This is a genomic window from Polaribacter sp. HA6-7, assembly GCF_055693625.1.
The window spans coordinates 723,093-745,625 of the sequence record NZ_CM146338.1 but is presented as its reverse complement, the minus strand read 5'-3'; the positions used below and the strand labels follow the sequence as shown (position 1 = coordinate 745,625).

Here is a 22,533-nt window from a genome sequence, read left to right as displayed (position 1 = left end):
TCACTGGCATATATCCTTATTCTTTAATGACAAGTACCTTCTCTCCTATCAACAGCAATAAAGAGACAATAAAAATTTCTTTTTCATCACAAGAATGGTGCGGAAACACATTTGTGCAATTAAATAATCGAGAAAAATTTGAAATTGATTTTCATTCATATTTTGAAAATAATTCTGATAGACAATTAGGATTAAAAAAAGATATTTTAGAAAATGAATTATGGAATCGATTAAGGTTAAACCCTAAAAACATTGCAATTGGTCGTATGAAGATTATTCCGTCTTTCGAATATATGGCTTTAAATCATAAACGAATTATGGCCTATGATGCAGAAACTGCTTTAAAAGAAATTAAAGGATTTCTATATTTTTCTATTTTTTATCCAACATTAAAAAGAAAACTCACTATTAAATTGACAAAAGATTTCCCTTATACTATAGAATCTTGGGAAGAAGTTTCAACAATAAATAACACAAAACACACAACAACAGCAACAAAGATTAAAACAATTCTTTCACCTTATTGGCGTAAAAACAAAAAAGGAAACATAGAAGAAAGAAAAGCTTTAGGTTTGTAATTCTATCAATTAAACTTATAAAATAATGAAAATAAACAACCTTCTTCTAATTGCCTTATCAGTAATAACTCTAAGTTGTAATCAATCTGAAAAAGAAAAATCAATAAACAAGAAACTATTGATTGATGGAATAAAGTATTTATCTAGTGATGATTTAGAAGGTAGAGGTTTTTCTAAACCCGGAAATTATAAAGCGCAAGAATACATCGCAACTAAATTTAAAGAAATTGGTTTAGAAACTGAGGAATCGTCTAATTACATTCATAAATTTCCTTACACTTTTTACAGCAAAAGAAGACAAAGAATGTTTCCAGTTGAAAATTCAGATTCAGATGCATCTAAAATAAAAGATACAACTGTATTTGGCGGGAATGTAATAGGTAAAATTACTGGAAGCATCGATAAAACCATTGTTATGACCGGTCATTTAGATCATTTAGGCATTAAAAATGGTAAAATTTATAATGGTGCAGATGATGATGCTTACGGTACTGCAGCTTTATTTGCAATTGCAGATTATTTTAAAAAAACAAACCAAAGCATACATTAGTTTTTGCAGCAGTAGATGCTGAAGAAATTGGTTCTTTAGGTGCAGATTATTGGCTTAATAATTACAAACAGAAGAATAAAATTGTACTAAATATTAATATGGATATGATTGCTCATAATGATTCTTTACAACTTTATGCTGCCGGTTTACACCATTATCCTAAACTTAGAATCAGTTTAGAAAATGTAAAATCTCCAATTAATTTACTTTTTGGTCATGACAATCCTGATGATAAACAATTAGATAATTGGACATATTCTTCGGATCACAGAGTTTTTCATAGAGAAAAAATTCCTTTTATTTATTTTGGTGTAGAAGACCATAAAGATTACCATAAAGCTACAGATACATTCGAAAACATTAATACAGAATTTTACGTAGAAGCAGTTAAACTAATTGTAAAATCTATCGAAAATTTTGACACCAATTTAACCTATGAATAATTTCATAAAAAAGGGATTTATACTTGCTGGATGTACAAATATTGTCGCAGTTTTAATTTTATCTAGACTTTTTACAAATGAAACAATAAACAAATACGACACTACAGTAATGTCTAATTTTGGTTTATTAATGATTATAGTTTGGGGTTTGCTTATCTATCAGTTTCTAAAAGCTATTACAAAGCAAAATGGTTAATTGCCGTTTTTGCAATTGAAAAACTAATTTACAGCATCATCTGGATTCAATGGAGATTATCTAATAATGTAACTCCCATCTTTGAAGAAGATAAAATGGCAGGCATTTTTTATGCTATTTATGGTATAAACGATATCTTATTTTTCGTCTTTTTTCTTACGTATTTGCAAAATTATTAAAATAAAGTAATTTTAAAATAGCTAATCTCTTTTTTATCAATACTTTTGCACGCAATTTGAAAACAAAGTAATGAAACGTATTAAAGAATATAAAAAACTTTTTAAAGTTGAAGGTCCTATAGATTTAAAAGAATTAAAAAAATCTTATAGAGGATTGGTTAAAGAGTGGCATCCGAGATAAATTTCAAGATGAAACAGATAAAGAAGAAGCAGAAATTAAGAGTACCCAAATTATCGATGGATATCACTTCTTGGTAAGTATTGCTCCAGAAACTAAAGCTGCTAACTTAGATGCTTATAAAAAAACAATTACAGAATTTCAAGTAGCAGATTGGCATCATAAAAGTATGTTACTAGAAGTTACTTTTACAGATGGTAATAAGTACGAATATTTTGGTGTTAGTAAAGTTCTATTTGGAAAATTTATAAATGCAAAATCTATGAATAATTTTGGTAGAAGAAATATCTTTAACAAATTTACTTACAGAAAATCTATGAAAGCTTCTGCGACAGTTTAAATAAGATTGTATTTCACATATAAAAAAAGAGATTGCTTTAACAGTAATCTCTTTTTTATTGCATTAAAAATAAATTTATTATTCTAAAGCACTTAAATAACGCTCTGCATCTAAGGCTGCCATACAACCGGAACCTGCTGCAGTAACAGCTTGTCTATATTCTTTATCTTGAATATCTCCGGCTGCAAAAACTCCTGGTAAATTTGTTTTTGAAGATTTTCCTTTAGTAATTAAATAACCTGTTTCATCCATATCTAAAACACCTTTAAATAAATCTGAATTTGGCTTGTGTCCAATTGCAATAAAAACTCCAGTTACAGAAATATCATGAGTTTCTTTAGTTTGATTATTTATTGCTCTAACACCTTCAACAACATTATCTCCTAAAACCTCATCGATTTCAGTATTAAATAAAACCTCGATATTTGCAGTTTTATTTACTCTATGTTGCATTGCTTTAGATGCTCTCATGTAATCTTTACGCACTAACAAAGTTACTTTATTACATATATTGGCTAAATAAGTAGCTTCTTCTGCTGCCGTATCTCCTGCCCCAACAACAACAACATCTTGTCCTTTATAAAAGAATCCGTCACAAGTAGCACATGCAGAAACACCTCCACCAATCAAACGTTGTTCACTTTCTAAACCTAAATATTTTGCTGTTGCTCCTGTAGAGATAATTATTGTCTCTGCTTCAATTTCTTTGGTTTCATCAACAATAACTTTGTGAATACCACCAACTTTGTCACTCAAATCTACTTTAGTTACAAGACCGAAACGAACCTCTGTACCAAATCGTTCAGATTGTTTTTTCAAATCCTCCATCATTGCAGTACCATCTGTACCATCTGCATAGCCCGGAAAATTATCAACCTCTGTTGTTGTTGTTAACTGTCCACCCATTTGCATTCCTGTATACATTACAGGTTTCATATCTGCTCTTGCTGCATAAATTGCTGCAGTATAACCCGCAGGACCGGAACCTATAATTAAACATTTTATTTTTTCTACTGTATCTGACATAATAAATTTGTATCGAATTTTGTTATGTAAAAATATACCTTTTTACAAGTTATAAGAACGAATGTTTATAAATTTTAATAATGAAAATATAATTAATTTTAATTCTTTAAAAATCATCAATATTTTAATAAAAAAGGTTTTAATTTCTAAATATTATTCTATATTTGCAATCCTTAAATGAGAAATCATTTTCGGGGTGTAGCGTAGCCCGGTCATCGCGCCTCGTTTGGGACGAGGAGGTCGCAGGTTCGAATCCTGCCACCCCGACAAAAAGCTTAAAAATCATTAGATTTTTAAGCTTTTTTATTTTTCTAACATTTCTTTGGTAACTACTGTTCTAAAACCAATGTGGTCTGAGCTAGAACTTGGTTCCATTCCCATTCTTGCTGATATCCTGAAACTTGCGCAGTATGATTCGTGACATAAAAATGATCCACCTTTCATAACATATTCTAATTGATAAGGATTTGACGGTGAATATGATTTTTCAGCTCCTTTTGGATTGTTTAAAACTTCATCTTTGTTTAAAGATTTATAGTAATTTACATTAAACAAGTCTGAAGTCATTTCCCAAACATTACCTGCCATATCATACAAACCAATATCATTAGCAGGATAAGAACTTACAGGAGAAATGTATTCAAAACCGTCTACCGAGTTATTTTCTGTAGGAAAAGTTCCTTGCCAAGTATTAGCGTTGTTATTTAAAGCCTCTTTATTATTACCCCAAACAAAAATATTGTCATTATTTAAACCTTGCGCAGCAGCTTCCCATTCTGCTTCTGTTGGCAACCTTCTGCTTGCCCATTTGCAATATGCCAATGCATCACTATAACTCACGTGCACAACAGGATAATTGTCTTTACCTTCTATAGAACTTCCTGGTCCTTCCGGATGCTTCCAATTTGCACCAATTTTCCAACTCCACCATTGCTGATAGTTATTCATAGAAACAATTTTACCTGCGTTTTTATTAAAAATTAAACTTCCTGGTTGTAAAATAGAATCGGCAGGCTTTGGAGTATTTGGTGGTAAATCCTTTTTAATTTCATCCCAATCAATAGGCTTTTCTGCAGTGGTAATATAGTTCGTAGCTTCTACAAATTTTCTAAACTGAAGGTTTGTAACTTCATTTTTATCAATATAAAATCCGTCTACATATACCTCATGGGCAGGTTTCTCTCTCATCATTGCAAATTGATCACCTTGTTTAGCGCCCATTAAAAATGTTTTTGAGTCGACCCAAACCATTCCCTTTGGCATAACAGGCTTCCTTTTTTTACGGATAATGAATTATCGATAGAGGTTTTATTTTGCTCTTTCTTTTGGTTACAACCAGTAAAAAAAGAAAACTAAACACTGCTAAAGAAACAGTTAAGTATTTATTGATAATCATTTAATAATATAATTTTATAGTTTATGGTTAAATAATTTCGTATCTTTTAATTTAGAAATATCTATTGTAAATATATGTTTTTAAAGGAAAAACACTACAAACTAATTCTTAAAAATTATAAACCTAGGTATTACTCTATTTTCAAAACTATAAAAAAATAGTATTAACAAAATATTATTGTTTAACTAAATTGAAATATCGTTAAACATTTGTATCTTTACATAAAATTTAATCAATTATGGCTCGTAAGAAAAACATCACAAAAGACAATTTAATTTCTTGGTACATGGAGTTTGTACTAGAAAATAACCATGACCCTAAAACTGTTTTTAGTTTTGCTAAAGAAAACAACTTCGAAGAAGCAGATTTTTATAAATTCTACGGTTCTTTTGAAGCTATTAAAGAATCTATTTTTAGCGAATTTTTTAACCACACCATAAAAATTTTAGCAAAAAGTGAAGATTACCCTACTTACGACGCTAGAAATAAATTGTTAAGTTTTTATTTTACCTTTTTTGAAATCTTAACCGCAAATAGAAGCTATGTTGTTTATGCTTTAAAAGAAAACAACGACTTAAAAAGCTTAAAATACCTAAAGCAGTTACGTGAAGACTATAAAGTCTTTGTTAGCAATATTGGTGTCGAAAAAATTGACCTTAAGCAAGAAAAGCTAGAAAAAATACAAAGTAAAACTATACAAGAATCTTCTTGGTTGCAGTTAATTGTTACTATGAAATTTTGGTTAGATGACACCTCTCCTTCTTTTGAAAAGACGGATATATTTATCGAAAAATCTATTAATGCCGATTTGATTTAATTGATGTAAAACCTTTAAAAAGCATTATCGATTTTGGGAAATTTATACTTAAAGAAAAAATTAACTTTAATTAACACCTATGAAAACAATAGACTCTATACCAACTTCAAAAATTCAAAGAGCTTCTAAATTAGTTACTACAGGTGCTAAAATCGGAGTTAATTATTTAAAGTATTATGGTGATAAAATCACAAAATCAGAAGGAGAAGCAAAAGCAAAGTTAAACGAAAACAATGCAGAAGATATTTATGATGGCTTAAAACAATTAAAAGGAAGTGCACTAAAAGTAGCGCAAATGTTAAGCATGGAAAAAAGTATTTTGCCACAAGCTTATGTAGAAAAATTTTCCTTATCACAATTTTCTGTTCCGCCACTTTCACCTGCACTAGTTACAAAGACTTTTAAACGTTATTTTGGTAAAAATCCGAATGAAATTTATGACAAATTTGATGCTGTATCTATAAACGCAGCTAGTATTGGGCAAGTGCACAAAGCAGAAAAAAATGGTAAAAAATTAGCTGTAAAGATTCAATATCCGGGTGTTGCAGATAGTATTGCATCAGATTTATCTTTGGTAAAACCAATTGCTATCAAAATGTTTAATATTAGAGGTAAAGATTCTGATAAATATTTTAAAGAAGTAGAAAACAAATTGGTAGAAGAAACCAATTACGTTTTAGAAGTAGCACAAAGTAAAGAAATTGTTGCCGCTTGTAAACACATACCAAATCTTAACTTTCCAGAATATTATGCAGATTTATCTTCGGATAGAATTATTACAATGGATTGGATGAATGGTGTGCATTTATCAGAATTTTCTACAAACAATACAGAAACAGCAACAAAAATTGGGCAAGCACTTTGGGACTTTTATATGTTTCAAATTCATAAATTAAAAAAAGTACATGCAGATCCACATCCAGGAAACTTTTTAATCTCTCCTGAAAATGAATTAATTGTAATTGATTTTGGTTGTATGAAAACAATACCAAATGATTTTTATGTTCCTTATTTTGAATTGGCAAAAAAAGAAAATATTTCGAATCCTGTTTATTTTGAAGAAAAGTTATTCGAATTAGAAATATTAAGAAAAGACGATTCTAAAGAAGAACTAGATTTCTTTAGAGCGATGTTTCATGAAATGTTAAGTTTATTTACACAACCTTTTCATGAAGAAAACTTTGACTTCTCTGATGAAAATTTCTTTGGAAAAATATCTGATTTAGGACAAAAATATGCTAAAAGCACTGAGTTAAAAAACATGAATGGCAACAGAGGCTCTAAACACTTTATATACATCAACAGAACATTTTTTGGTTTGTATAATTTAATGCATGATTTAAAAGCGACCAATATCAAAATAAATAATTTTAAAAATTTATAATGGCATTTTTCAATTTTGAAGACATACAATCCTTAGAAAAAATTTATAAAATTAATTTAATAAATAGTTGTTCGGCTTTAAGTCTGCCAACTTATTAGGTTCAATTTCTAAAGAAGGTGTTAGCAATGTAGCTGTTTTTAGTTCTGTAACACATTTAGGTTCTAATCCGCCAACATTAGGTTTTATTTTAAGACCTACAACAGTGCCTAGAAATACGTACAAAAACATAAAAGATAACGGATATTTCACAATAAATCATATTTATGAAGACATTATAGAAGATGCGCATCACACTTCTGCCAAATATCCGAGAAAATGTATCAGAATTTGATAAAACTGATTTGGAAGAAGAATTCAAAGGAAATCATAATGCTCCTTTTGTAAAAAATTGTCCTGTACAAATGTGTATGAAATTTGTTGAAGAAGTATATGTTTCTTCTAACGACGTTATGCTTATTGTAGCGCAAATTGAAGAGCTTTATATAAAAGACACTCTTTTACAAGAAGACGGTTTGGTAAATTTATCTCTAGGTAACGTTGCTACTATTAATGGTTTAGACAGTTATGCCATACCAAAATTTAAAAAACAATTAAGTTACCAAAGACCAAAAAAATAAAGGCGTATGAAAATTCTTGTTACAGGTGCAACGGGTTATATTGGTAAAAGATTAATACCGTTATTAATTAACGACGGTCACACCATAGTTTGCCCTGTACGAGATAAAAAAAGAGCTCAAAATTATTACAAAAATCAAAAAAACATTGAATTAATTGAAGCCGATTTTTTAAACGGACATACTTTAGAGGCAATTCCTAAAGATATAGATATTGCCTACTATTTAATTCATTCTATGTCTAATTCAGCTAAAGAATTTCATACTTTAGAAGAAAAATGCGCATTCAACTTTAAACGCTTTGCAGAGAAATCTAATTTACAGCAAGTAATTTATTTAAGCGGAATTACAAACGACACAAACCTTTCGAAGCACTTATTATCTAGAAAAAATGTAGAAAACGCATTGGCTTCAGATACGTATGCATTAACAACTTTTAAAGCAGGTATTATTGTAGGTTCACGGTAGTTCTTCTTTTGAAATCATTAGAGATATTGTAGAAAAATTACCTGCTATGATTGCACCTAAATGGCTAAATACAAAGACACAACCTTTAGCTATTAGAGATGTTTTATCTTTTTTACACAAAGCTTTAAATAAAAAAGAATTATTTAACACATCGCACGATATTTTTGGCCCGAAGTTTTAACTTATAAAGAAATGCTATTGCAATTTGCAGAAGTAAGAAAGTTAAAAAGGTACATCTTAACTGTACCTGTTATGACGCCAAAACTGTCTTCTTATTGGTTGTATTTTGTTACCTCAACGTCTTATAAATTAGCTAGTTCTCTTGTAAACTCGATGGGTGTAGAAGTTATTGGCAAAAAAAGTGACATCAACAATCTGTTAAATGTTAAACCGATGTCTTATAAAGAAGCCGTTAAGTTGGCTTTTAAAAAGATAGAACAAAATAGTATTGTTTCTAGTTGGAAAGATTCTTACGTAAGTAGCGGTAAATTAAAAAATTTTGTACATGAATTTATAAACGTTCCGAATATGGATGTTTTAAAGATTTTAAAAAGAGAAAAGTTAAAAATAAGAAAAGAGCGCTTGACAGAATCCGGGCTATAGGTGGAGAAACTGGTTGGTATTATGGCACATTTCTATGGAAAATTAGAGGTTTTATAGATCAACTTTTTGGAGGCGCGGGATTAAGAAGAGGCAGAAGACATCCTACAGAATTAAATGCTGGTGATGCATTAGACTTTTGGCGTGTTATTTATGCGGATAAAGAAAAAGGAAAACTTCTGTTGTATGCAGAAATGATTTTACCCGGTGAAGCTTGGTTAGAATTTAAAATTGAAGATGGGCACATCTACCAAACCGCAACATTTAGACCACATGGTTTAGCAGGTAGATTATATTGGTATTCTGTAATGCCTTTTCACTGGTTTGTTTTTAATGGAATGATACAAAATATTAATAAATAATTTTGAAAAAACAACACCTTCCGGAAAAGATTTGCATCGTTTGCAACAGACCATTCAGCTGGCGTAAAAAATGGAAAAAAAACTGGGAAAATGTAAAATATTGTAGTAAAAAATGCAGCAAAAACAAGAAAATACTGGTTTAGTATGGTTTCGTAATAATTTACGAGTTAACGACAATGTCTCTTTAAAAAAAGCAATAGAAAACCATAAAAGAGTTATTGCAGTATTTTACTTTAATCCGAAGCATTTTAAAAAAGAGATTTTTGGTTTTAAAAAAACAGAAAAATTTAGAGCCCAATTTTTGATAGAAACAGTAAAAAATCTTCAAAAAAACCTTCAAAAATTAAATATTACTCTACTAACTTTTTACGATGCACCACAAAATCATCTAAACAAAATATGCAAAGAGTTTAATATTGATACCATATATTCTCAAAAAGAATGGACAAAAGAAGAAGTTGAAACTAACAAATTAATACAACAAAGTTTCTCTAACAAGATCTACTTTATAGAAGATTACGATCAATTTCTTTACAATCCAGAAACAGTTTCTAATGATTTTAATAATATTCCGAATGTTTTTACTTCTTTTAGAAAAAAGTTAGAAAAATCGGTTAAAGTTAAATCAGAAACTACTCCTACTCCATTACCAAAAGAAAATTTAATAGAAAATCAAACTAGCATTCCTCACTTAAAAGATTTAGGTTTTCATAATTTTGAAATCCACCCGAAATCAGCATTTAAGTTTTCCGGCGGTGAAGATGCTGCCTTAAATAGATTGAATAATTACTTTTTTGAAACCAAAAAAGTGAATTTTTATAAAAAAACTAGAAACGGATTAGTTGGCACAGATTATAGCACCAAATTTTCTCCATGGCTCGCAAACGGTAGCTTATCAGCAAAAACAATTTATTGGAAAATTAAAGAATTCGAAGCTGAATTTGGGGCAAATCAATCTACATATTGGGTTGTTTTCGAATTAATTTGGCGCGATTATTTTAAATATATCTCTTTAAAATACGATAATAGAATTTTTAAAATAGGTGGAATTTTAGAAAAAAACTACACTTGGAATTCAGATGAAAATCTAATTGAAAATTGGATAAACGGTACTACAAAAGACGATTTTGTAAATGCTAATATGATTGAACTCAAAGAAACTGGTTGGATGAGTAACCGAGGTAGACAAAATGTTGCTTCTTATTTAACTAAAGAACTTCTAATAGATTGGCGAATTGGCGCTGCTTATTTTGAATCTTTATTAATTGATTATGACGTTCATAGCAATTATGGAAATTGGATGTATGTTGCTGGCGTTGGTAACGACCCTCGAGACAGAAAGTTTAATACGCAACTTCAAGCAAAACGCTATGATGCAAATTACAAGTTTAGAAAAATTTGGTTAGAAAAAACATTATTTTAAAATGAAGAAATTAAGACTAATTCTTGGAGATCAACTAAATAGTAAACATTCTTGGTTTGATAAATCTTGTAAAGACACCATCTATTGCATGTTCGAGATGAGACAAGAAACAGATTATGTTACTCATCATATTCAGAAAGTTGTAGGCTTTTTCGCTGCAATGAGAAATTTTGCAGAAGAATTAGAAACTGCAGATCACCGAGTAATTTATTACAAAATAAATGATGAAAAAAACGCTCAAAATTTAACTGAGAATTTAAAAACGTTAATCAAAGAATATGCTATTGAGAAATTCGAATATTTAGCGCCAGATGAATTCAGATTAGACAGACAATTGTCTGAGTTCTCATCTTCTTTAAATATACCAAATCAGGTTTTTTCTACAGAACACTTTTATACTGAAAGAGATGATTTAAAAACATTTTTTAAAGGTAAAAAACAGTTTTTAATGGAAATTTTTTATCGTAACATGCGAAAAAAACATCAAATATTAATTGTTAATGAACAACCAGAGGGCGGAAAATGGAATTTTGACGCAAGCAATCGTAAAAAATGGAAAGGTGATGTTTTAATTCCTACAGAAATAAATTTCGATAACAACTTAGAAAATGTTTTATCAGAAATTAAAAAAGCAGGAATTGAAACCATTGGTAAAATAAATGCAAAATATTTTGAGTATCCAATTTCTAGAAAACAAGCATTAGAACAATTAGAGTATTTCTGTGAAAATTTATTGGTGCACTTTGGCGATTATCAAGATGCAATGCACACAGATAAAATTTATTTATTTCATAGCCGAATTTCTTTTGCCATGAATACAAAAATGATATCGCCAAAAGAAATAATTAATTCGGTTTTAGAAACCTATAGAAAGAATGTCGATCAAATAGACATTTCTCAAGTAGAAGGTTTTATTAGACAAATTTTAGGTTGGCGAGAATATATGAGAGGCATGTATTGGATGTTGATGCCAAACTATAAAAATGAAAACTTTTTAAACAATAATAATAAGCTACCGGAGTTTTTTGGACAGGAAAGACAAAAATGAATTGTTTAAAAAACGCAATTCAAAATTCTTTAAATAACGGCTACGCGCATCACATACAGCGTTTAATGATTACAGGAAATTTTGCTTTATTAACGCAAATTAATCCGAGATGAAATTGATGCTTGGTATTTAGGCATTTATGTTGATGCTGTCGAATGGGTTCAGCTACCAAACACTCGAGGCATGAGTCAGTTTGCAGATGGCGGTAAAATTGCAACCAAACCTTATGTTTCTAGCGGAAGTTATATTGGTAAAATGAGTAATTATTGCGAGTCTTGTACATACAAAAAAACAAAAAAGCTAGAAGACGATGCTTGCCCTTTTAACTCTTTATACTGGAATTTCTTAGACGAAAAACAAACCGAACTTTCTTCTAATTTTCGAATGAAAATGATGTATAGTTTACTAAACAAAATGTCTACAGAAGAAAGGTTAAAAATTAAAGAAAAAGCAAATCATATAATAGAAAACATAGATGCATATTAATAGAGAAGAAATTAATGTTGTTTGGTTTAAAAGAGATTTACGCTTAGAAGATAACGAAGCTATTTACAATGCTTTCAACTCTAATAAACGTACGCTGTTTTTATATGTTTTAGAACCATCTTTAATAAGCGACGAGCATTACGATAATCGTCACTGGAATTTTATAAAACAATCTATCGAAGATTTAAACGAACGTTTAAAAAAATATAATTCTAAAATTTTAACTGTAGAAACCGAAGTTGTAACCGCTTTTAATCAACTTGCAACAACCTATAAAATTAATAAGGTTTTTTCGCATCAAGAAACAGGTTTGCTACTAACCTTTAATAGAGATAAAGAATTTAAAAGATACTGCAGAAACAACACGATTGAATGGATAGAAAACAATAACAACGGCGTTTTAAGAGGTTTACTAAACAGAGAAGATTGGTTTGAAAAATGGGACAACTATATGTACGCTTCTCAAATAAAAATTAATATTTCTGCTGATAAATTAATCACTATTGATGAAATTGAAGCGATAGAAAAATTATTTAGAACGGTAAATCTAGAAACAAATAAAAAAACTCCGTTTCAAAAAGGAGGTTCCAAACTTGCTTGGAGATATGCCGATTCGTTTTTTAAAACAAGACATGAGAAATACATGTCTAATATTTCTAAACCCTTATTGGCCGTGAGAAAGCTGCAGCAGGCTATCTCCTTATATTGCATGGGGAAACGTATCTATAAGACAAATATTTCAGGAAGCTGTAAACAACACCACAGATAGCAATAAAAAACACATTAGCGCATTTATTTCTAGATTAAGATGGCAAGCACATTTTATTCAAAAGTTTGAAATGGAACACAGCATGGAAAACGAAAGTATAAATAAAGGATATCTAAAACTAAAAAAAGTATTTCAAAAAAATACCAAGAAGCCTGGAAAAATGGAACTACAGGTTTCCCTATTATAGATGCCTGTATGCGATGTTTAAAAGAAACTGGTTACATAAATTTTAGAATGAGAGCGATGTTAGTTTCCTTTTTTACACATATTTTATGGCAACCTTGGCAACATGCATCGCAACATTTATCTCAACTTTTTTAGATTTTGAACCAGGTATTCACTTTCCCCAATTACAAATGAGTGCTGGCGAAACGGGTATTAATTTATTACGAATTTACAATCCTATTAAAAATAGTTTAAAGCATGATGAAGATGCTACTTTTATAAAAAAATGGGTTCCGAATTAAAAGAACTTCCTGCACCTTTTATTCACGAACCGTATTTAATGACACCTTTAGATCAACAGTTTAATAATTTTGAGCTAGGTATTCATTACCCTAAACCAATTGTCGACATAAAAACAGCTAGAAAAAATGCAAGTGATATTTTATGGAAACTTAAAAAAGACAAAACTGTTCAAGAAGAAAGTTATAGAATATTAAAAAGACACACCGTTTCAAATAAAAAAAGCCTGTTTACTAAAGGTTAAACTTATTGATAAAAACAAATTTTAATATTTTGTTAAATTTTGTTTAATCATTTTTAAATATCATTAAACATAAATATATTTTTCGTATATTTGAGTAATGATATTTAATACCACACATAAAAACAATGACGCTAAAGCAACCATAGATGACTTATTAGGTGCGCCTTATAGTTTTTTTCAATCATTAAAAATGGGTGGAACAGGCTCTAAAAGAATGATAATTGAAAAAGTAGGTCATGGTTTTGCTAAATACATGAACAAAGTTTCTGATATAAATTACGGTAATATAGAACTTAGAGAAAAAGGAATTATAGTTCATATTAATAAAGGATTAGAAACTTTTAGTTGGGCAATACCTTATTACCAACTTCACACATACAGAACTAGTGGATTTAGCATACATGCACAAGGCAACTTTGTTAGGTTTAAATACAACAAACTGTTTAATGAAAACAAAAAGTTTATCGAAAAATTAGTAAACTTTAAAATAGAAAACGACAAACAATATCAACTATACTAGATGAAAAAATTAAATGGCACATCTATTGATAGAATAATAGAGATGGCTTGGGAAGACAGAACAACTTTCGAAGCGATAGAATTTCAATTTGGTTTAAAAGAACAAGAAGTAATCAATTTAATGCGTTCAGAAATGAAACTATCTAGTTTTAAAATGTGGCGTAAAAGAGTTCAAGGAAGAAAAACCAAACACGAAAAACTTAGAAACTTCGAAAAAGGACGTTTTAAATGTTCTAGACAAAAATCTATCTCGAACAATAATATAGCCAAAAGATAAACCCGTGCTTTGCTTTAACAAAAACGTTTAAGACAGCACATAAAAAAGAAAATTATGATAACAGAATTATTACAAGAAGAAAAAAAGGTCTTTTAAATGGTTTTACCATCGATGATATTGGTGACGATCATTTATTTACCGGCTTAGAAACTCCAATGAAAAAGGATGCATTCGAGCTTTCTGACACGGAAAAGAAAGATAAAATTGCGTCTTTATTTTCAGAAATAATGGATGTAATGGGTTTAGATTTAACTGATGATTCTTTAAAAGGAACACCAAAAAGGGTTGCAAAGATGTACATTGATGAAATCTTTTCTGGTTTGAATCCTGCAAACAAACCCAAAATAGCATTATTCGATAACAAGTATCAGTACAATCAAATGTTAGTCGAAAAAAATATTACATTTTACTCTAATTGCGAGCATCATTTTGTACCAATTATTGGTAAAGCACATGTGGCATATATTTCTTCCGGTAAAGTTATAGGTTTATCTAAATTAAATAGAATTGTACAATATTATGCAAAAAGGCCACAAGTTCAAGAAAGACTTACAAATCAAATAGCAGAAGAATTAAAAGCAATTTTAAATACCGAAGATGTAGCAGTAATCATAGATGCAAAACATTTATGCGTTTCCTCTAGAGGAGTCAAAGACGATACTTCTGCTACAGTTACCTCTTATTTTGGAGGAAAATTTAACAACCAAGAAAAAATAGTAGAATTACAGAATACCTTAAATTATTAATTATGAAGTTAATCGAACAAGCACTAGAGTTTGAAACTCGCAAAAAAAGATTTCCAACAACCAGCGATAGAATATTGGCTGCAAGAGAAGCAAAACAATTAATTTTAAGTCTAAATGAAGTTTATAAGAAAAATAAAGACGCAAATATTATGGATATTATGAAGCGTTTAACTCTTATAAAACAACGAATTGAAAGACGTTTGAAAGGAAAACCGCTTACTGCTTAATAATAAATGCACATTTTTATTGCTTATCTAAGTTTTATAATTATATTGGAAAAATTATAAAAACGACAAGATAAGTAGAATGGATTTATTAGAAAGAGCTGTAGAGTTTGAGAACAGAAAGTTCTCTTTTAAAACAACAAGTGATAGAATTTTGGCGTCTAGAGAAGTTAAAGCACTTATTTTAGAGCTAAACCAAGTATATAAAGTAGATAAAGATCCAGAAATTATGGATCAAATGAAGCGTTTAACTGCTGTGAAGCAAAAAATTGAAAAGCGCTTGAAAGGAAGACCTTAAAAAGCACATGAAAAAAATAATAGTAGTAGGAGGAAGCAAAGGAATTGGAGAAGCAATTGTTAATGCACTAGTAGATAATAATAGTATTATAAACATTAGTAGAACAGCGCCTTCGCTTTCTCACGCTAACTTAAAACATTACGACTGTGATGTTCTTAATGATGAACTACCGGAAATTGAAAACGCAGATACACTAATATACTGCCCTGGTAGCATCAATCTAAAACCTATATCTAGGTTAAAATTAGAAGATTTTAGAGAAGATTTCGAAATAAACGTTGTAGGAGCTGTGAAAGCTATTCAACAATATCTTCCTAAATTAAAAAATGGTAAAAATCCTTCTATTTTATTATTTAGTACAGTAGCTACAAAATTAGGAATGCCTTTTCATGCTAGTGTTGCTGCAGCAAAATCTGCAGTTGAAGGAATTACAAAATCTTTAGGAGCAGAACTTGCACCAACAATAAGAGTTAATGCAATCGCACCAACAGTTACAGATACAGATTTAGCATCAAAGCTACTTAGAAACGAAAGAATGATAGAAAATATCACAGAACGTCATCCTTTAAAAAAGTTTCTAAAACCGGAAGAAGTATCAGATTTAGCAACTTTTCTTATCTCAGATAAAGCTCAATCAATATCCGGTCAAATTTTCGAATTAGATTGCGGTATTGTTAACTTCAAAATATAATAACATGACTGATATTTACAAAATTAATATCAATAGCTTACAAAATAAAGCTATTGACTTATCTGAGTACAAAAATAAATTTATATTATTTGTTAACGTAGCTTCAAAATGTGGTTTTACATCACAATACAAAGAATTAGAAGAATTATACAACACTTATAAAGAAAATCTTATAATTATTGGTTCTCCATGCAATCAATTTGGAGCACAAGAACCCGGAACATCAGAAGATATAGAAGCTTTTTGTAAAGTTAATTTTGGTGTTACTTTTTTAATGACAGAAAAAATAGATGTAAAAGGCACTAAACAACACCCGCTTTACACTTGGCTTACAGACAAGTCTTTAAACGGAACTAAAAGCTCTTCTGTAAAATGGAATTTTCAAAAATATTTGGTATCTCCGGAAGGCAAACTAATAGATTACTATTTTTCTATTACAAAACCTCTTAGCACTAAAATTACAAAACATCTAAAATAAAATTATGTTTGGTTTATTCAAAAAGAAATCGCCTTTAGAAAAGCTACAAGAAAAGTATAAAAAACTGATGGAAGAAGCTTATAAGCTTCAATCTATAAATAGAACAGATAGTGATACTAAATATAAAGAAGCAGACGATTTATTAAAAAAATTACTGAATTACAAGCTAATTCTTAATTAATGAAGCAACTTAAAATAACACTGCTTTTTCTAATTATTAATTTCGGTGGATTGGCATTTGGAAGTTGGTTAATGGACAGTGGGCCGCTTTCTGATTGGTACACAAATTTAAATCAAGCTCCTTGGACACCACCAGGAATTGTATTTGGTATTGCATGGACATTTATTATGGTTTGTTTCTCGATTTATCTTGGTAAGTTGTTTACAGTTGAAAATACTATCGAAAATAAAATTGCTTTTTTAATTCAATTTATATTAAACGTAAGTTGGAATTATATTTTTTAATAAACATTTAGTATTAACAGCCTTAATTACAATATTATTGCTTACCACTTTACTTTTTGTTTATTTTTTAAAACTTAGTTCTAAAACTTTATATTACAAATACTTGCTACTACCATATATTATTTGGTTGTGCATAGCAACATCGCTAAACTTATACATTCTAATACATAATTAAGATGAAAATTTACACACTTCATAAAAAACAAAACTTACCAATTTCTAAGGAAGAGGCTTGGAAATTTTTATCAGACCCAAAAAATCTAAAAACAATTACACCAGATTATATGGGGTTTAATATTCTTCTCGGTGCAGACAGAGATATGTTTTCACGGCCAAATTATACAATATATTGTTACACCTGTTTTAGGAATAAAAACGAAATGGGTTACAGAAATTACACATGTTGTAGATAAAGAGTATTTTGTAGACGAACAAAGGTTTGGTCCTTATGCACTATGGCATCATAAACATTTTATTCATGAAATTGAAGGTGGTGTAGAAATGGAAGACATTATCGATTACAAGCTACCAATGGGAGTTTTAGGACAATTAGCACATCCTATTTTAGTAAAACCAAAATTAGAAGAAATTTTTAATTACAGACAAAAGAAATTAATTGAACTTTTTGGAGAATATCAAAAATAATGAAAGAGAATATAAATATTTTTTGGTTTAGAAGAGACTTAAGGCTAGACGACAATATTGGTTTCTACAATGCACTTAAAAGTGATTGCAAAGTGTTACCTATATTTATTTTTGATGAAAATATTTTATCTAAATTACCTAAAGATGATGCTAGAGTAAGTTTTATATTTGAGACGCTACAAAAAATGCGAAAAGAATTGCAAGAAAACAATAACAGCAGTCTTGCAATATTTCATGGTAAACCTATAGATATTTATAAAGAATTAATAGACACTTATACCATAAATTCTGTTTTTACTAATAGAGATTACGAACCTTATGCCAACAAAAGAGATCAAGAAATTGAACAATTATTAAATGAAAATAATATAGAGTTTAAAACTTTTAAAGATCAAGTAATTTTCGAAAAAGATGAAGTTGTAAAGAAAGACGGTAATCCTTATGTAGTTTACACACCTTTTATGAAAGTCTCGGAAAGAAAAATTTAAGGAGTACAATCTAGACATTTATTATACAAATTCTTATCTAAATAATTTAGTTGAAAACAAAAGGTTACCAAACTTAAGCTTATCAGAATTAGGTTTTACAAAGTCTAAACAAAAAATTCAAGAATATACGGTAACACCAACTTTAATTCAAGAATACGAAGACACAAGAAACTTTCCTGCATTAGACAATACCTCTAAACTAGGTCCACATTTACGTTTTGGTACCGTTTCTGTTCGTAAAATGATAAAAAAAGCAACTTCAGAAAAAAATGAATTTTTTGGCAAGAACTAATTTGGAGAGAATTTTTCATGCAAATACTATGGCATTTTCCAAAAACAGCAACTGCTTCATTTAAACAAAAATACGACAGAATTGAATGGAGAAATAATGAAGCGGAATTTCTAAAATGGTGTAAAGGAGAAACTGGTTATCCGCTTGTTGATGCTGGTATGAGACAGTTAAACGAAACTGGTTTTATGCACAACAGAATTAGAATGCTTGTTGGTAGCTTTTTATGCAAACACCTTTTAATAGATTGGCGATGGGGAGAAGCATACTTTGCAGAAAAATTGCACGATTATGAAATGGCGAGTAATATTGGTAATTGGCAATGGGTAGCAGGTTCGGTGTAGATGCCGCACCATATTTTAGAATTTTTAATCCTACTACTCAAATTAAAAAATTTGATAAAGATTTAGAATATATTAAAAAGTGGGTGCCGAATTTCAAGAACTAACTTACAGCAAAGAAATTGTAGATCATAAAGAAGCAAGAGAACGTTGTTTAAAAACCTACAAACAAGCATTAAATTAAAATACTTTTATTTTTAATCGCTTAATTTTCATACTTTTAAAGGCAATCAAAAAAAATTAAAATATGAATACAAATGAAGTTGCACAAAAATGGAAACAAATGTGCGAGCAAGGTAAAAACTTAGAATGCATAACAGAATTATATGCAGATAATGTTGTTAGTAAAGAAATGCCAGGTGTGCCACACGGAGAAATCGTTTCGGAAAACAAAATGTAATGGAAAAAAGCAAACAATGGTTAGAAGACGTAGTAGAATTTCATTCTAATGAAATCTCTGAACCTGTAGTTGCTGACAAGCATTTTACAAGCAAAATGAACTTTGATGTAACATTTAAAAGCAGAGGAAGACAACAAATGGAAGAAGTTTGCGTTTTTGAAGTACAGGAGGGAAAAATTGTAAACGAACAATTTTTTTACTCTATGTAATATTATTATTTCTTGACTTAGAAAGCTTCAATTTTAATTGAAGCTTTTTTTAAAAAAAGTGAAATTTATTTTGGCAGTTATTGTTTTTTGTATTTAATTTGCCATCTCAAAATAAAAGCCGATGTAGCTCAGCTGGCTAGAGCAGCTGATTTGTAATCAGCAGGTCGTGGGTTCGAGTCCCTCCATTGGCTCAATATTTTATAAAGTCTCAAAATTCATTTTTTGAGACTTTTTTTTGCTTAAAACCATGTTAAACAACTAATTGTTTAACAATTAATAGTTTTAGTTTTTAATTGAATTACTTATCCATAGTAAAAACTAGCGTTAAACTATTTTTTGATTCTGAAAAACAAGCCACATAACTTATAAATTTATATATTTATAATATCTTTACAGCTTTAAGTAAATATTTTATCAAAATCATAATTTTTTATGCTAATTATAGGAATTGCAGGTGGAACTGGAAGTGGAAAAACTACAGTTGTAAATCAAATTATAAAACAATTACCAACAGATGAAGTTTGTGTAATCTCTCAAGATTCATATTACAATGCAACAGACAATTTACCTTACGAAGAAAGAACTAAGATAAATTTCGATCACCCAAGAGCTATCGATTTTGAATTGATAAAAAAACATTTAAAAGCTTTAAAATCTGGTAAAACAATAAACCAGCCAGTTTATTCTTTTGTTACGCATAATAGAACAAAAGACACAATTAAAACACACCCAAGAAAAGTAGTTATTGTAGAAGGAATTCTAATTTTTAATAACAAAGAATTAAGAGATTTATTTGATATTAAAATTTTTGTGCATGCAGAAACAGATGAACGCCTAATTAGACGTTTAAAAAGAGATATTACAGAAAGAGGAAGAGATATGGATGAAGTGTTAACCGGATATCAAACAACACTTAAGCCAATGCATCAACAATTTATAGAACCTACAAAAAACTTTGCAGATTTAATTATACCTAATGATAGGTTTAATAATGTAGCAATCGATATTGTTAGAACCGTAATAAACGAACGTTTGTAAAAATGTCTCTAAAAAAGATTAAAGAAAATAAAGCTTTTAAATTTTTGACAAATAGTTTTGTCTTAATTTTTATTCCGTTTTTAATATGGATGCTATTTTTTGATGAAAACTCGTATTTGGTTCACAGAAAATTTAATCAAGAAATTAGAGATTTAGAAAGCACTATTTCTTTTTACAAAATAAAAATTGCTGAAGACAAGGCGACCATTAAAAAACTCGGAGATTCGTTACAATTAGAACGTTTTGCAAGAGAAAAATATCTTATGAAAAAAGAAAATGAAGATATTTATATAATTGAATTTGATACCATAAAATAGCATGAGTAAATTTTTGTTTAGTGAATTCGAAGAAACATCTCCTTCTGCTTGGAAACAAAAAATTCAAGTAGATTTAAAAGGTGCAGATTATAATGACACCTTACTTTACACTACAAAAGAAGGCATAACTGTAAAACCTTTTTACACAAAAGAAGATAGAACAAACCTTAAAGTTGCTGCAACACAAAAAGCTTCTTACAACATATGCCAAACAATACTAATTGTAGACGATAAAGAAGCAAACAATTTAGCTATTGATGCTTTAAAAGAGGAGCTAATTCAATTCAATTTATTGCTCACAAAAAATTTGATTACAAAACAGTATTAAATCAAATTAATTTTAATGAGAGCATTGTTTACTTTAAAATTAATTTTTTAGATGCAGATTTTATTATAGAAATTGATAAATTCATCAAACATAAAAATTGTTTTTTTCAAATTGATATTTTAGGAAATCTAGCTGAATCTGGTAATTGGTATATCAGTTTAAAAGAGGATGCTCAAAAAATAGAAGACATTATAGCAACTGTAGATAATTCTATTTCAATTTACGGTGATTTATACGAAAACGCAGGTGCAAACATTGTACAACAACTTGCATATATGCTAGCACATGCTACAGAATACATTCATATTTTTGGCGATAAAGTTGCAAGTAAATTACATTTCGAAATTTCCGTTGGCACAAACTATTTTCATGAAATTGCTAAACTTAGAGCTTTTAAACTTCTATGGAAATCGTTATTAACTCAATTTAAATTAGAGGAAAAAGAAGCTCATATTTTTGCAAAACCAACTTTACGAAACAAAACAATTTACGATTACAATGTAAATATGCTTAGAACAACTTCTGAATGTATGAGTGCTATTTTAGGTGGTGCAACTACAATTTCTAATATTTCTTATGATGAAATTTTTGCTGTTAAAAATGAATTCGGAGAACGAATTTCTAGAAATCAATTGTTAATTCTTAAAGAAGAAAGTGGTTTTGAAAACGCTAATGATTTTGCTAACGGAAGTTACTATATCGATTCTTTAACAGAACAAATGGCAGAAAAAGCCTTGGCTATTTTTAAACAAATAGAAAAAGGTGGTGGATTTTTAAAACAATTAAAAGAAGGGGTTATCCAAAGAAAGTTAAAAGAAAGTGCTTCTAAAGAAGAAACTCAATTTTTAAATAATGAATTGATTTTATTAGGAACTAATTTGCAACCAAATAAAGACAACTTAATGCATGATAAACTAGTTTTAGATCCTTTTTTAAAACAGCGAAATATCAAAACTTTATTTCCGCCAATTAATAGAAAAAGGCTTTCAGAAAAACTAGAACAACAAAGACTTAAAGAAGAAAAAGAAGGTGAATAAGAATAGCGAAATTTTAGAATATCAAAAAGAGCAAAAACTTCTAAAAAAAGAGGTTGAACAAATAAAAAAGACAGTTCCTTTTTATTTGGTATCAGTAATATTTGTAATGTTTTTAATATTTTTTTATTAGAATCTAAAGTGTACAGCTTTTTTGGTGGTATTAAAAATTTTATAATT

Annotated in this window: 22 protein-coding genes, 2 tRNA genes and 9 pseudogenes; 31 read left to right on the top strand and 2 right to left on the bottom strand. The window is 29.2% G+C overall.

Annotated features, from left to right (window positions below):
- Nucleotides 1–26 precede the first annotated feature (26 nt).
- The 4 genes and pseudogenes from ACZ1HD_RS04170 to ACZ1HD_RS04155 all read left to right on the top strand — a co-directional run bounded on the left by ACZ1HD_RS04170 (nt 27) and on the right by ACZ1HD_RS04155 (nt 2,464).
- On the top strand, nt 27–578 hold the full coding sequence (locus ACZ1HD_RS04170; RefSeq protein WP_472688710.1) for a hypothetical protein: 552 nt from the start codon (nt 27–29) through the stop codon (nt 576–578).
- 25 nt (nt 579–603) lie between these two features.
- Nucleotides 604–1,571: pseudogene (locus ACZ1HD_RS04165) on the top strand (M20/M25/M40 family metallo-hydrolase).
- Nucleotides 1,564–1,767, top strand: a complete 204-nt coding sequence (locus ACZ1HD_RS04160; protein WP_472688709.1) for a hypothetical protein — start codon at nt 1,564–1,566, stop codon at nt 1,765–1,767. Before ACZ1HD_RS04165 ends, ACZ1HD_RS04160 begins: the two are co-directional and overlap by 8 nt.
- Nucleotides 1,768–2,016: 249 nt before the next feature.
- Nucleotides 2,017–2,464 (top strand): annotated as a pseudogene (locus ACZ1HD_RS04155) (KTSC domain-containing protein).
- Nucleotides 2,465–2,542: 78 nt separating this feature from the next.
- On the opposite strand, the gene trxB reads toward ACZ1HD_RS04155, so the two are convergent.
- Entirely contained in the window at nt 2,543–3,490 is a 948-nt protein-coding gene (gene trxB, locus ACZ1HD_RS04150; protein WP_079738302.1) for a thioredoxin-disulfide reductase, read from the bottom strand.
- A gap of 192 nt (nt 3,491–3,682) precedes the next feature.
- On the opposite strand from trxB, the gene ACZ1HD_RS04145 reads away from it, so the two are divergent.
- Nucleotides 3,683–3,757 (top strand) — tRNA-Pro (locus ACZ1HD_RS04145).
- 36 nt (nt 3,758–3,793) lie between these two features.
- Here ACZ1HD_RS04145 and ACZ1HD_RS04140 read toward each other — a convergent pair.
- Nucleotides 3,794–4,753, bottom strand: a complete 960-nt coding sequence (locus ACZ1HD_RS04140) for a formylglycine-generating enzyme family protein (RefSeq protein ID WP_472688708.1) — start codon at nt 4,751–4,753, stop codon at nt 3,794–3,796.
- Nucleotides 4,754–5,124: 371 nt separating this feature from the next.
- On the opposite strand from ACZ1HD_RS04140, the gene ACZ1HD_RS04135 reads away from it, so the two are divergent.
- From ACZ1HD_RS04135 to ACZ1HD_RS04010, 26 genes and pseudogenes are all read left to right on the top strand, one after another.
- Nucleotides 5,125–5,703: a TetR family transcriptional regulator C-terminal domain-containing protein gene (locus ACZ1HD_RS04135; RefSeq protein WP_472688707.1), complete on the top strand. Its 579-nt coding sequence runs from the start codon at nt 5,125–5,127 to the stop codon at nt 5,701–5,703.
- Between the two features lie 79 nt (nt 5,704–5,782).
- Nucleotides 5,783–7,087, top strand: a complete 1,305-nt coding sequence (locus tag ACZ1HD_RS04130; RefSeq protein ID WP_340934811.1) for an ABC1 kinase family protein — start codon at nt 5,783–5,785, stop codon at nt 7,085–7,087.
- Nucleotides 7,087–7,704 (top strand): annotated as a pseudogene (locus ACZ1HD_RS04125) (flavin reductase family protein). Before ACZ1HD_RS04130 ends, ACZ1HD_RS04125 begins: the two are co-directional and overlap by 1 nt.
- A 6-nt stretch (nt 7,705–7,710) precedes the next feature.
- Nucleotides 7,711–9,131: pseudogene (locus ACZ1HD_RS04120) on the top strand (SDR family oxidoreductase).
- Between the two features lie 2 nt (nt 9,132–9,133).
- The gene (locus tag ACZ1HD_RS04115) at nt 9,134–9,274 is read left to right on the top strand and encodes a DUF2256 domain-containing protein (RefSeq protein WP_472688706.1); all 141 of its coding nucleotides are present in this window, start codon (nt 9,134–9,136) and stop codon (nt 9,272–9,274) included.
- Entirely contained in the window at nt 9,244–10,554 is a 1,311-nt protein-coding gene (locus tag ACZ1HD_RS04110; RefSeq protein WP_472688705.1) for a DASH family cryptochrome, read from the top strand. The genes ACZ1HD_RS04115 and ACZ1HD_RS04110 overlap by 31 nt, the downstream gene beginning before the upstream one ends.
- 1 nt (nt 10,555) lies before the next feature.
- A pseudogene (locus ACZ1HD_RS04105) lies at nt 10,556–12,088 on the top strand (cryptochrome/photolyase family protein).
- Nucleotides 12,078–13,566 (top strand): annotated as a pseudogene (locus ACZ1HD_RS04100) (cryptochrome/deoxyribodipyrimidine photo-lyase family protein). Before ACZ1HD_RS04105 ends, ACZ1HD_RS04100 begins: the two co-directional pseudogenes overlap by 11 nt.
- A 97-nt stretch (nt 13,567–13,663) precedes the next feature.
- Nucleotides 13,664–14,086 (top strand): hypothetical protein, encoded by a 423-nt coding sequence (locus ACZ1HD_RS04095; RefSeq protein ID WP_340934823.1) that lies wholly within the window; start codon nt 13,664–13,666, stop codon nt 14,084–14,086.
- The gene (locus ACZ1HD_RS04090; protein WP_077811284.1) at nt 14,087–14,362 is read left to right on the top strand and encodes a TIGR03643 family protein; all 276 of its coding nucleotides are present in this window, start codon (nt 14,087–14,089) and stop codon (nt 14,360–14,362) included.
- A gap of 65 nt (nt 14,363–14,427) precedes the next feature.
- Nucleotides 14,428–15,108 carry a GTP cyclohydrolase I FolE gene (folE, locus tag ACZ1HD_RS04085; RefSeq protein ID WP_472689277.1) on the top strand — a complete coding sequence of 227 codons (681 nt, stop codon included), beginning with the start codon at nt 14,428–14,430 and terminating at the stop codon, nt 15,106–15,108.
- Nucleotides 15,109–15,110: 2 nt separating this feature from the next.
- A complete protein-coding gene (locus tag ACZ1HD_RS04080; RefSeq protein ID WP_077811282.1) occupies nt 15,111–15,335 on the top strand; it encodes a hypothetical protein in 225 nt (74 codons plus the stop codon).
- Between the two features lie 79 nt (nt 15,336–15,414).
- Nucleotides 15,415–15,630: a hypothetical protein gene (locus ACZ1HD_RS04075; protein WP_077811281.1), complete on the top strand. Its 216-nt coding sequence runs from the start codon at nt 15,415–15,417 to the stop codon at nt 15,628–15,630.
- Between the two features lie 7 nt (nt 15,631–15,637).
- Nucleotides 15,638–16,321 carry an SDR family NAD(P)-dependent oxidoreductase gene (locus ACZ1HD_RS04070; RefSeq protein ID WP_340934828.1) on the top strand — a complete coding sequence of 228 codons (684 nt, stop codon included), beginning with the start codon at nt 15,638–15,640 and terminating at the stop codon, nt 16,319–16,321.
- Between the two features lie 4 nt (nt 16,322–16,325).
- Nucleotides 16,326–16,799, top strand: a complete 474-nt coding sequence (locus ACZ1HD_RS04065) for a glutathione peroxidase (protein WP_079739012.1) — start codon at nt 16,326–16,328, stop codon at nt 16,797–16,799.
- A 4-nt stretch (nt 16,800–16,803) separates the two neighbouring features.
- The gene (locus ACZ1HD_RS04060; RefSeq protein WP_472688704.1) at nt 16,804–16,980 is read left to right on the top strand and encodes a Lacal_2735 family protein; all 177 of its coding nucleotides are present in this window, start codon (nt 16,804–16,806) and stop codon (nt 16,978–16,980) included.
- Nucleotides 16,980–17,439: pseudogene (locus tag ACZ1HD_RS04055) on the top strand (TspO/MBR family protein). The gene ACZ1HD_RS04060 and the pseudogene ACZ1HD_RS04055 overlap by 1 nt, the downstream one beginning before the upstream one ends.
- 1 nt (nt 17,440) lies before the next feature.
- A pseudogene (locus tag ACZ1HD_RS04050) lies at nt 17,441–17,909 on the top strand (SRPBCC family protein).
- Nucleotides 17,909–19,211: pseudogene (locus ACZ1HD_RS04045) on the top strand (cryptochrome/photolyase family protein). Before ACZ1HD_RS04050 ends, ACZ1HD_RS04045 begins: the two co-directional pseudogenes overlap by 1 nt.
- 63 nt (nt 19,212–19,274) lie before the next feature.
- Nucleotides 19,275–19,427: a hypothetical protein gene (locus ACZ1HD_RS04040; RefSeq protein ID WP_472688703.1), complete on the top strand. Its 153-nt coding sequence runs from the start codon at nt 19,275–19,277 to the stop codon at nt 19,425–19,427.
- Complete coding sequence (locus ACZ1HD_RS04035; RefSeq protein WP_472688702.1) at nt 19,427–19,636, top strand: SnoaL-like domain-containing protein; 210 nt, start codon at nt 19,427–19,429, stop codon at nt 19,634–19,636. The genes ACZ1HD_RS04040 and ACZ1HD_RS04035 overlap by 1 nt, the downstream gene beginning before the upstream one ends.
- Nucleotides 19,637–19,753: 117 nt before the next feature.
- Nucleotides 19,754–19,827: transfer RNA gene (locus ACZ1HD_RS04030), tRNA-Thr, on the top strand.
- Nucleotides 19,828–20,068: 241 nt separating this feature from the next.
- Nucleotides 20,069–20,674, top strand: a complete 606-nt coding sequence (udk, locus tag ACZ1HD_RS04025; RefSeq protein WP_472688701.1) for a uridine kinase — start codon at nt 20,069–20,071, stop codon at nt 20,672–20,674.
- A 2-nt stretch (nt 20,675–20,676) separates the two neighbouring features.
- Nucleotides 20,677–20,991 carry an FtsB family cell division protein gene (locus tag ACZ1HD_RS04020; protein ID WP_375240884.1) on the top strand — a complete coding sequence of 105 codons (315 nt, stop codon included), beginning with the start codon at nt 20,677–20,679 and terminating at the stop codon, nt 20,989–20,991.
- Nucleotide 20,992: 1 nt separating this feature from the next.
- Complete coding sequence (locus ACZ1HD_RS04015; RefSeq protein WP_472688700.1) at nt 20,993–21,319, top strand: hypothetical protein; 327 nt, start codon at nt 20,993–20,995, stop codon at nt 21,317–21,319.
- The gene (locus ACZ1HD_RS04010; protein ID WP_472689276.1) at nt 21,274–22,356 is read left to right on the top strand and encodes a methylmalonyl-CoA mutase family protein; all 1,083 of its coding nucleotides are present in this window, start codon (nt 21,274–21,276) and stop codon (nt 22,354–22,356) included. The genes ACZ1HD_RS04015 and ACZ1HD_RS04010 overlap by 46 nt, the downstream gene beginning before the upstream one ends.
- Nucleotides 22,357–22,533: the final 177 nt, after the last annotated feature.

Coding starts and splice junctions, on each gene's coding strand:
- ACZ1HD_RS04160 (WP_472688709.1), top strand. CDS start 1,564: ATGAATAATTTCATAAAAAAGGGATTTATACTTGCTGGATGTACAAAT.
- ACZ1HD_RS04075 (WP_077811281.1), top strand. CDS start 15,415: ATGGATTTATTAGAAAGAGCTGTAGAGTTTGAGAACAGAAAGTTCTCT.
- ACZ1HD_RS04060 (WP_472688704.1), top strand. CDS start 16,804: ATGTTTGGTTTATTCAAAAAGAAATCGCCTTTAGAAAAGCTACAAGAA.
- ACZ1HD_RS04130 (WP_340934811.1), top strand. CDS start 5,783: ATGAAAACAATAGACTCTATACCAACTTCAAAAATTCAAAGAGCTTCT.
- ACZ1HD_RS04020 (WP_375240884.1), top strand. CDS start 20,677: ATGTCTCTAAAAAAGATTAAAGAAAATAAAGCTTTTAAATTTTTGACA.
- ACZ1HD_RS04140 (WP_472688708.1), bottom strand. CDS start 4,753: ATGCCAAAGGGAATGGTTTGGGTCGACTCAAAAACATTTTTAATGGGC.
- ACZ1HD_RS04015 (WP_472688700.1), top strand. CDS start 20,993: ATGAGTAAATTTTTGTTTAGTGAATTCGAAGAAACATCTCCTTCTGCT.
- ACZ1HD_RS04135 (WP_472688707.1), top strand. CDS start 5,125: ATGGCTCGTAAGAAAAACATCACAAAAGACAATTTAATTTCTTGGTAC.
- ACZ1HD_RS04035 (WP_472688702.1), top strand. CDS start 19,427: ATGGAAAAAAGCAAACAATGGTTAGAAGACGTAGTAGAATTTCATTCT.
- ACZ1HD_RS04080 (WP_077811282.1), top strand. CDS start 15,111: ATGAAGTTAATCGAACAAGCACTAGAGTTTGAAACTCGCAAAAAAAGA.
- ACZ1HD_RS04065 (WP_079739012.1), top strand. CDS start 16,326: ATGACTGATATTTACAAAATTAATATCAATAGCTTACAAAATAAAGCT.
- ACZ1HD_RS04095 (WP_340934823.1), top strand. CDS start 13,664: ATGATATTTAATACCACACATAAAAACAATGACGCTAAAGCAACCATA.
- ACZ1HD_RS04110 (WP_472688705.1), top strand. CDS start 9,244: ATGCAGCAAAAACAAGAAAATACTGGTTTAGTATGGTTTCGTAATAAT.
- trxB (WP_079738302.1), bottom strand. CDS start 3,490: ATGTCAGATACAGTAGAAAAAATAAAATGTTTAATTATAGGTTCCGGT.
- ACZ1HD_RS04170 (WP_472688710.1), top strand. CDS start 27: ATGACAAGTACCTTCTCTCCTATCAACAGCAATAAAGAGACAATAAAA.
- ACZ1HD_RS04090 (WP_077811284.1), top strand. CDS start 14,087: ATGAAAAAATTAAATGGCACATCTATTGATAGAATAATAGAGATGGCT.
- ACZ1HD_RS04070 (WP_340934828.1), top strand. CDS start 15,638: ATGAAAAAAATAATAGTAGTAGGAGGAAGCAAAGGAATTGGAGAAGCA.
- udk (WP_472688701.1), top strand. CDS start 20,069: ATGCTAATTATAGGAATTGCAGGTGGAACTGGAAGTGGAAAAACTACA.
- ACZ1HD_RS04040 (WP_472688703.1), top strand. CDS start 19,275: ATGAATACAAATGAAGTTGCACAAAAATGGAAACAAATGTGCGAGCAA.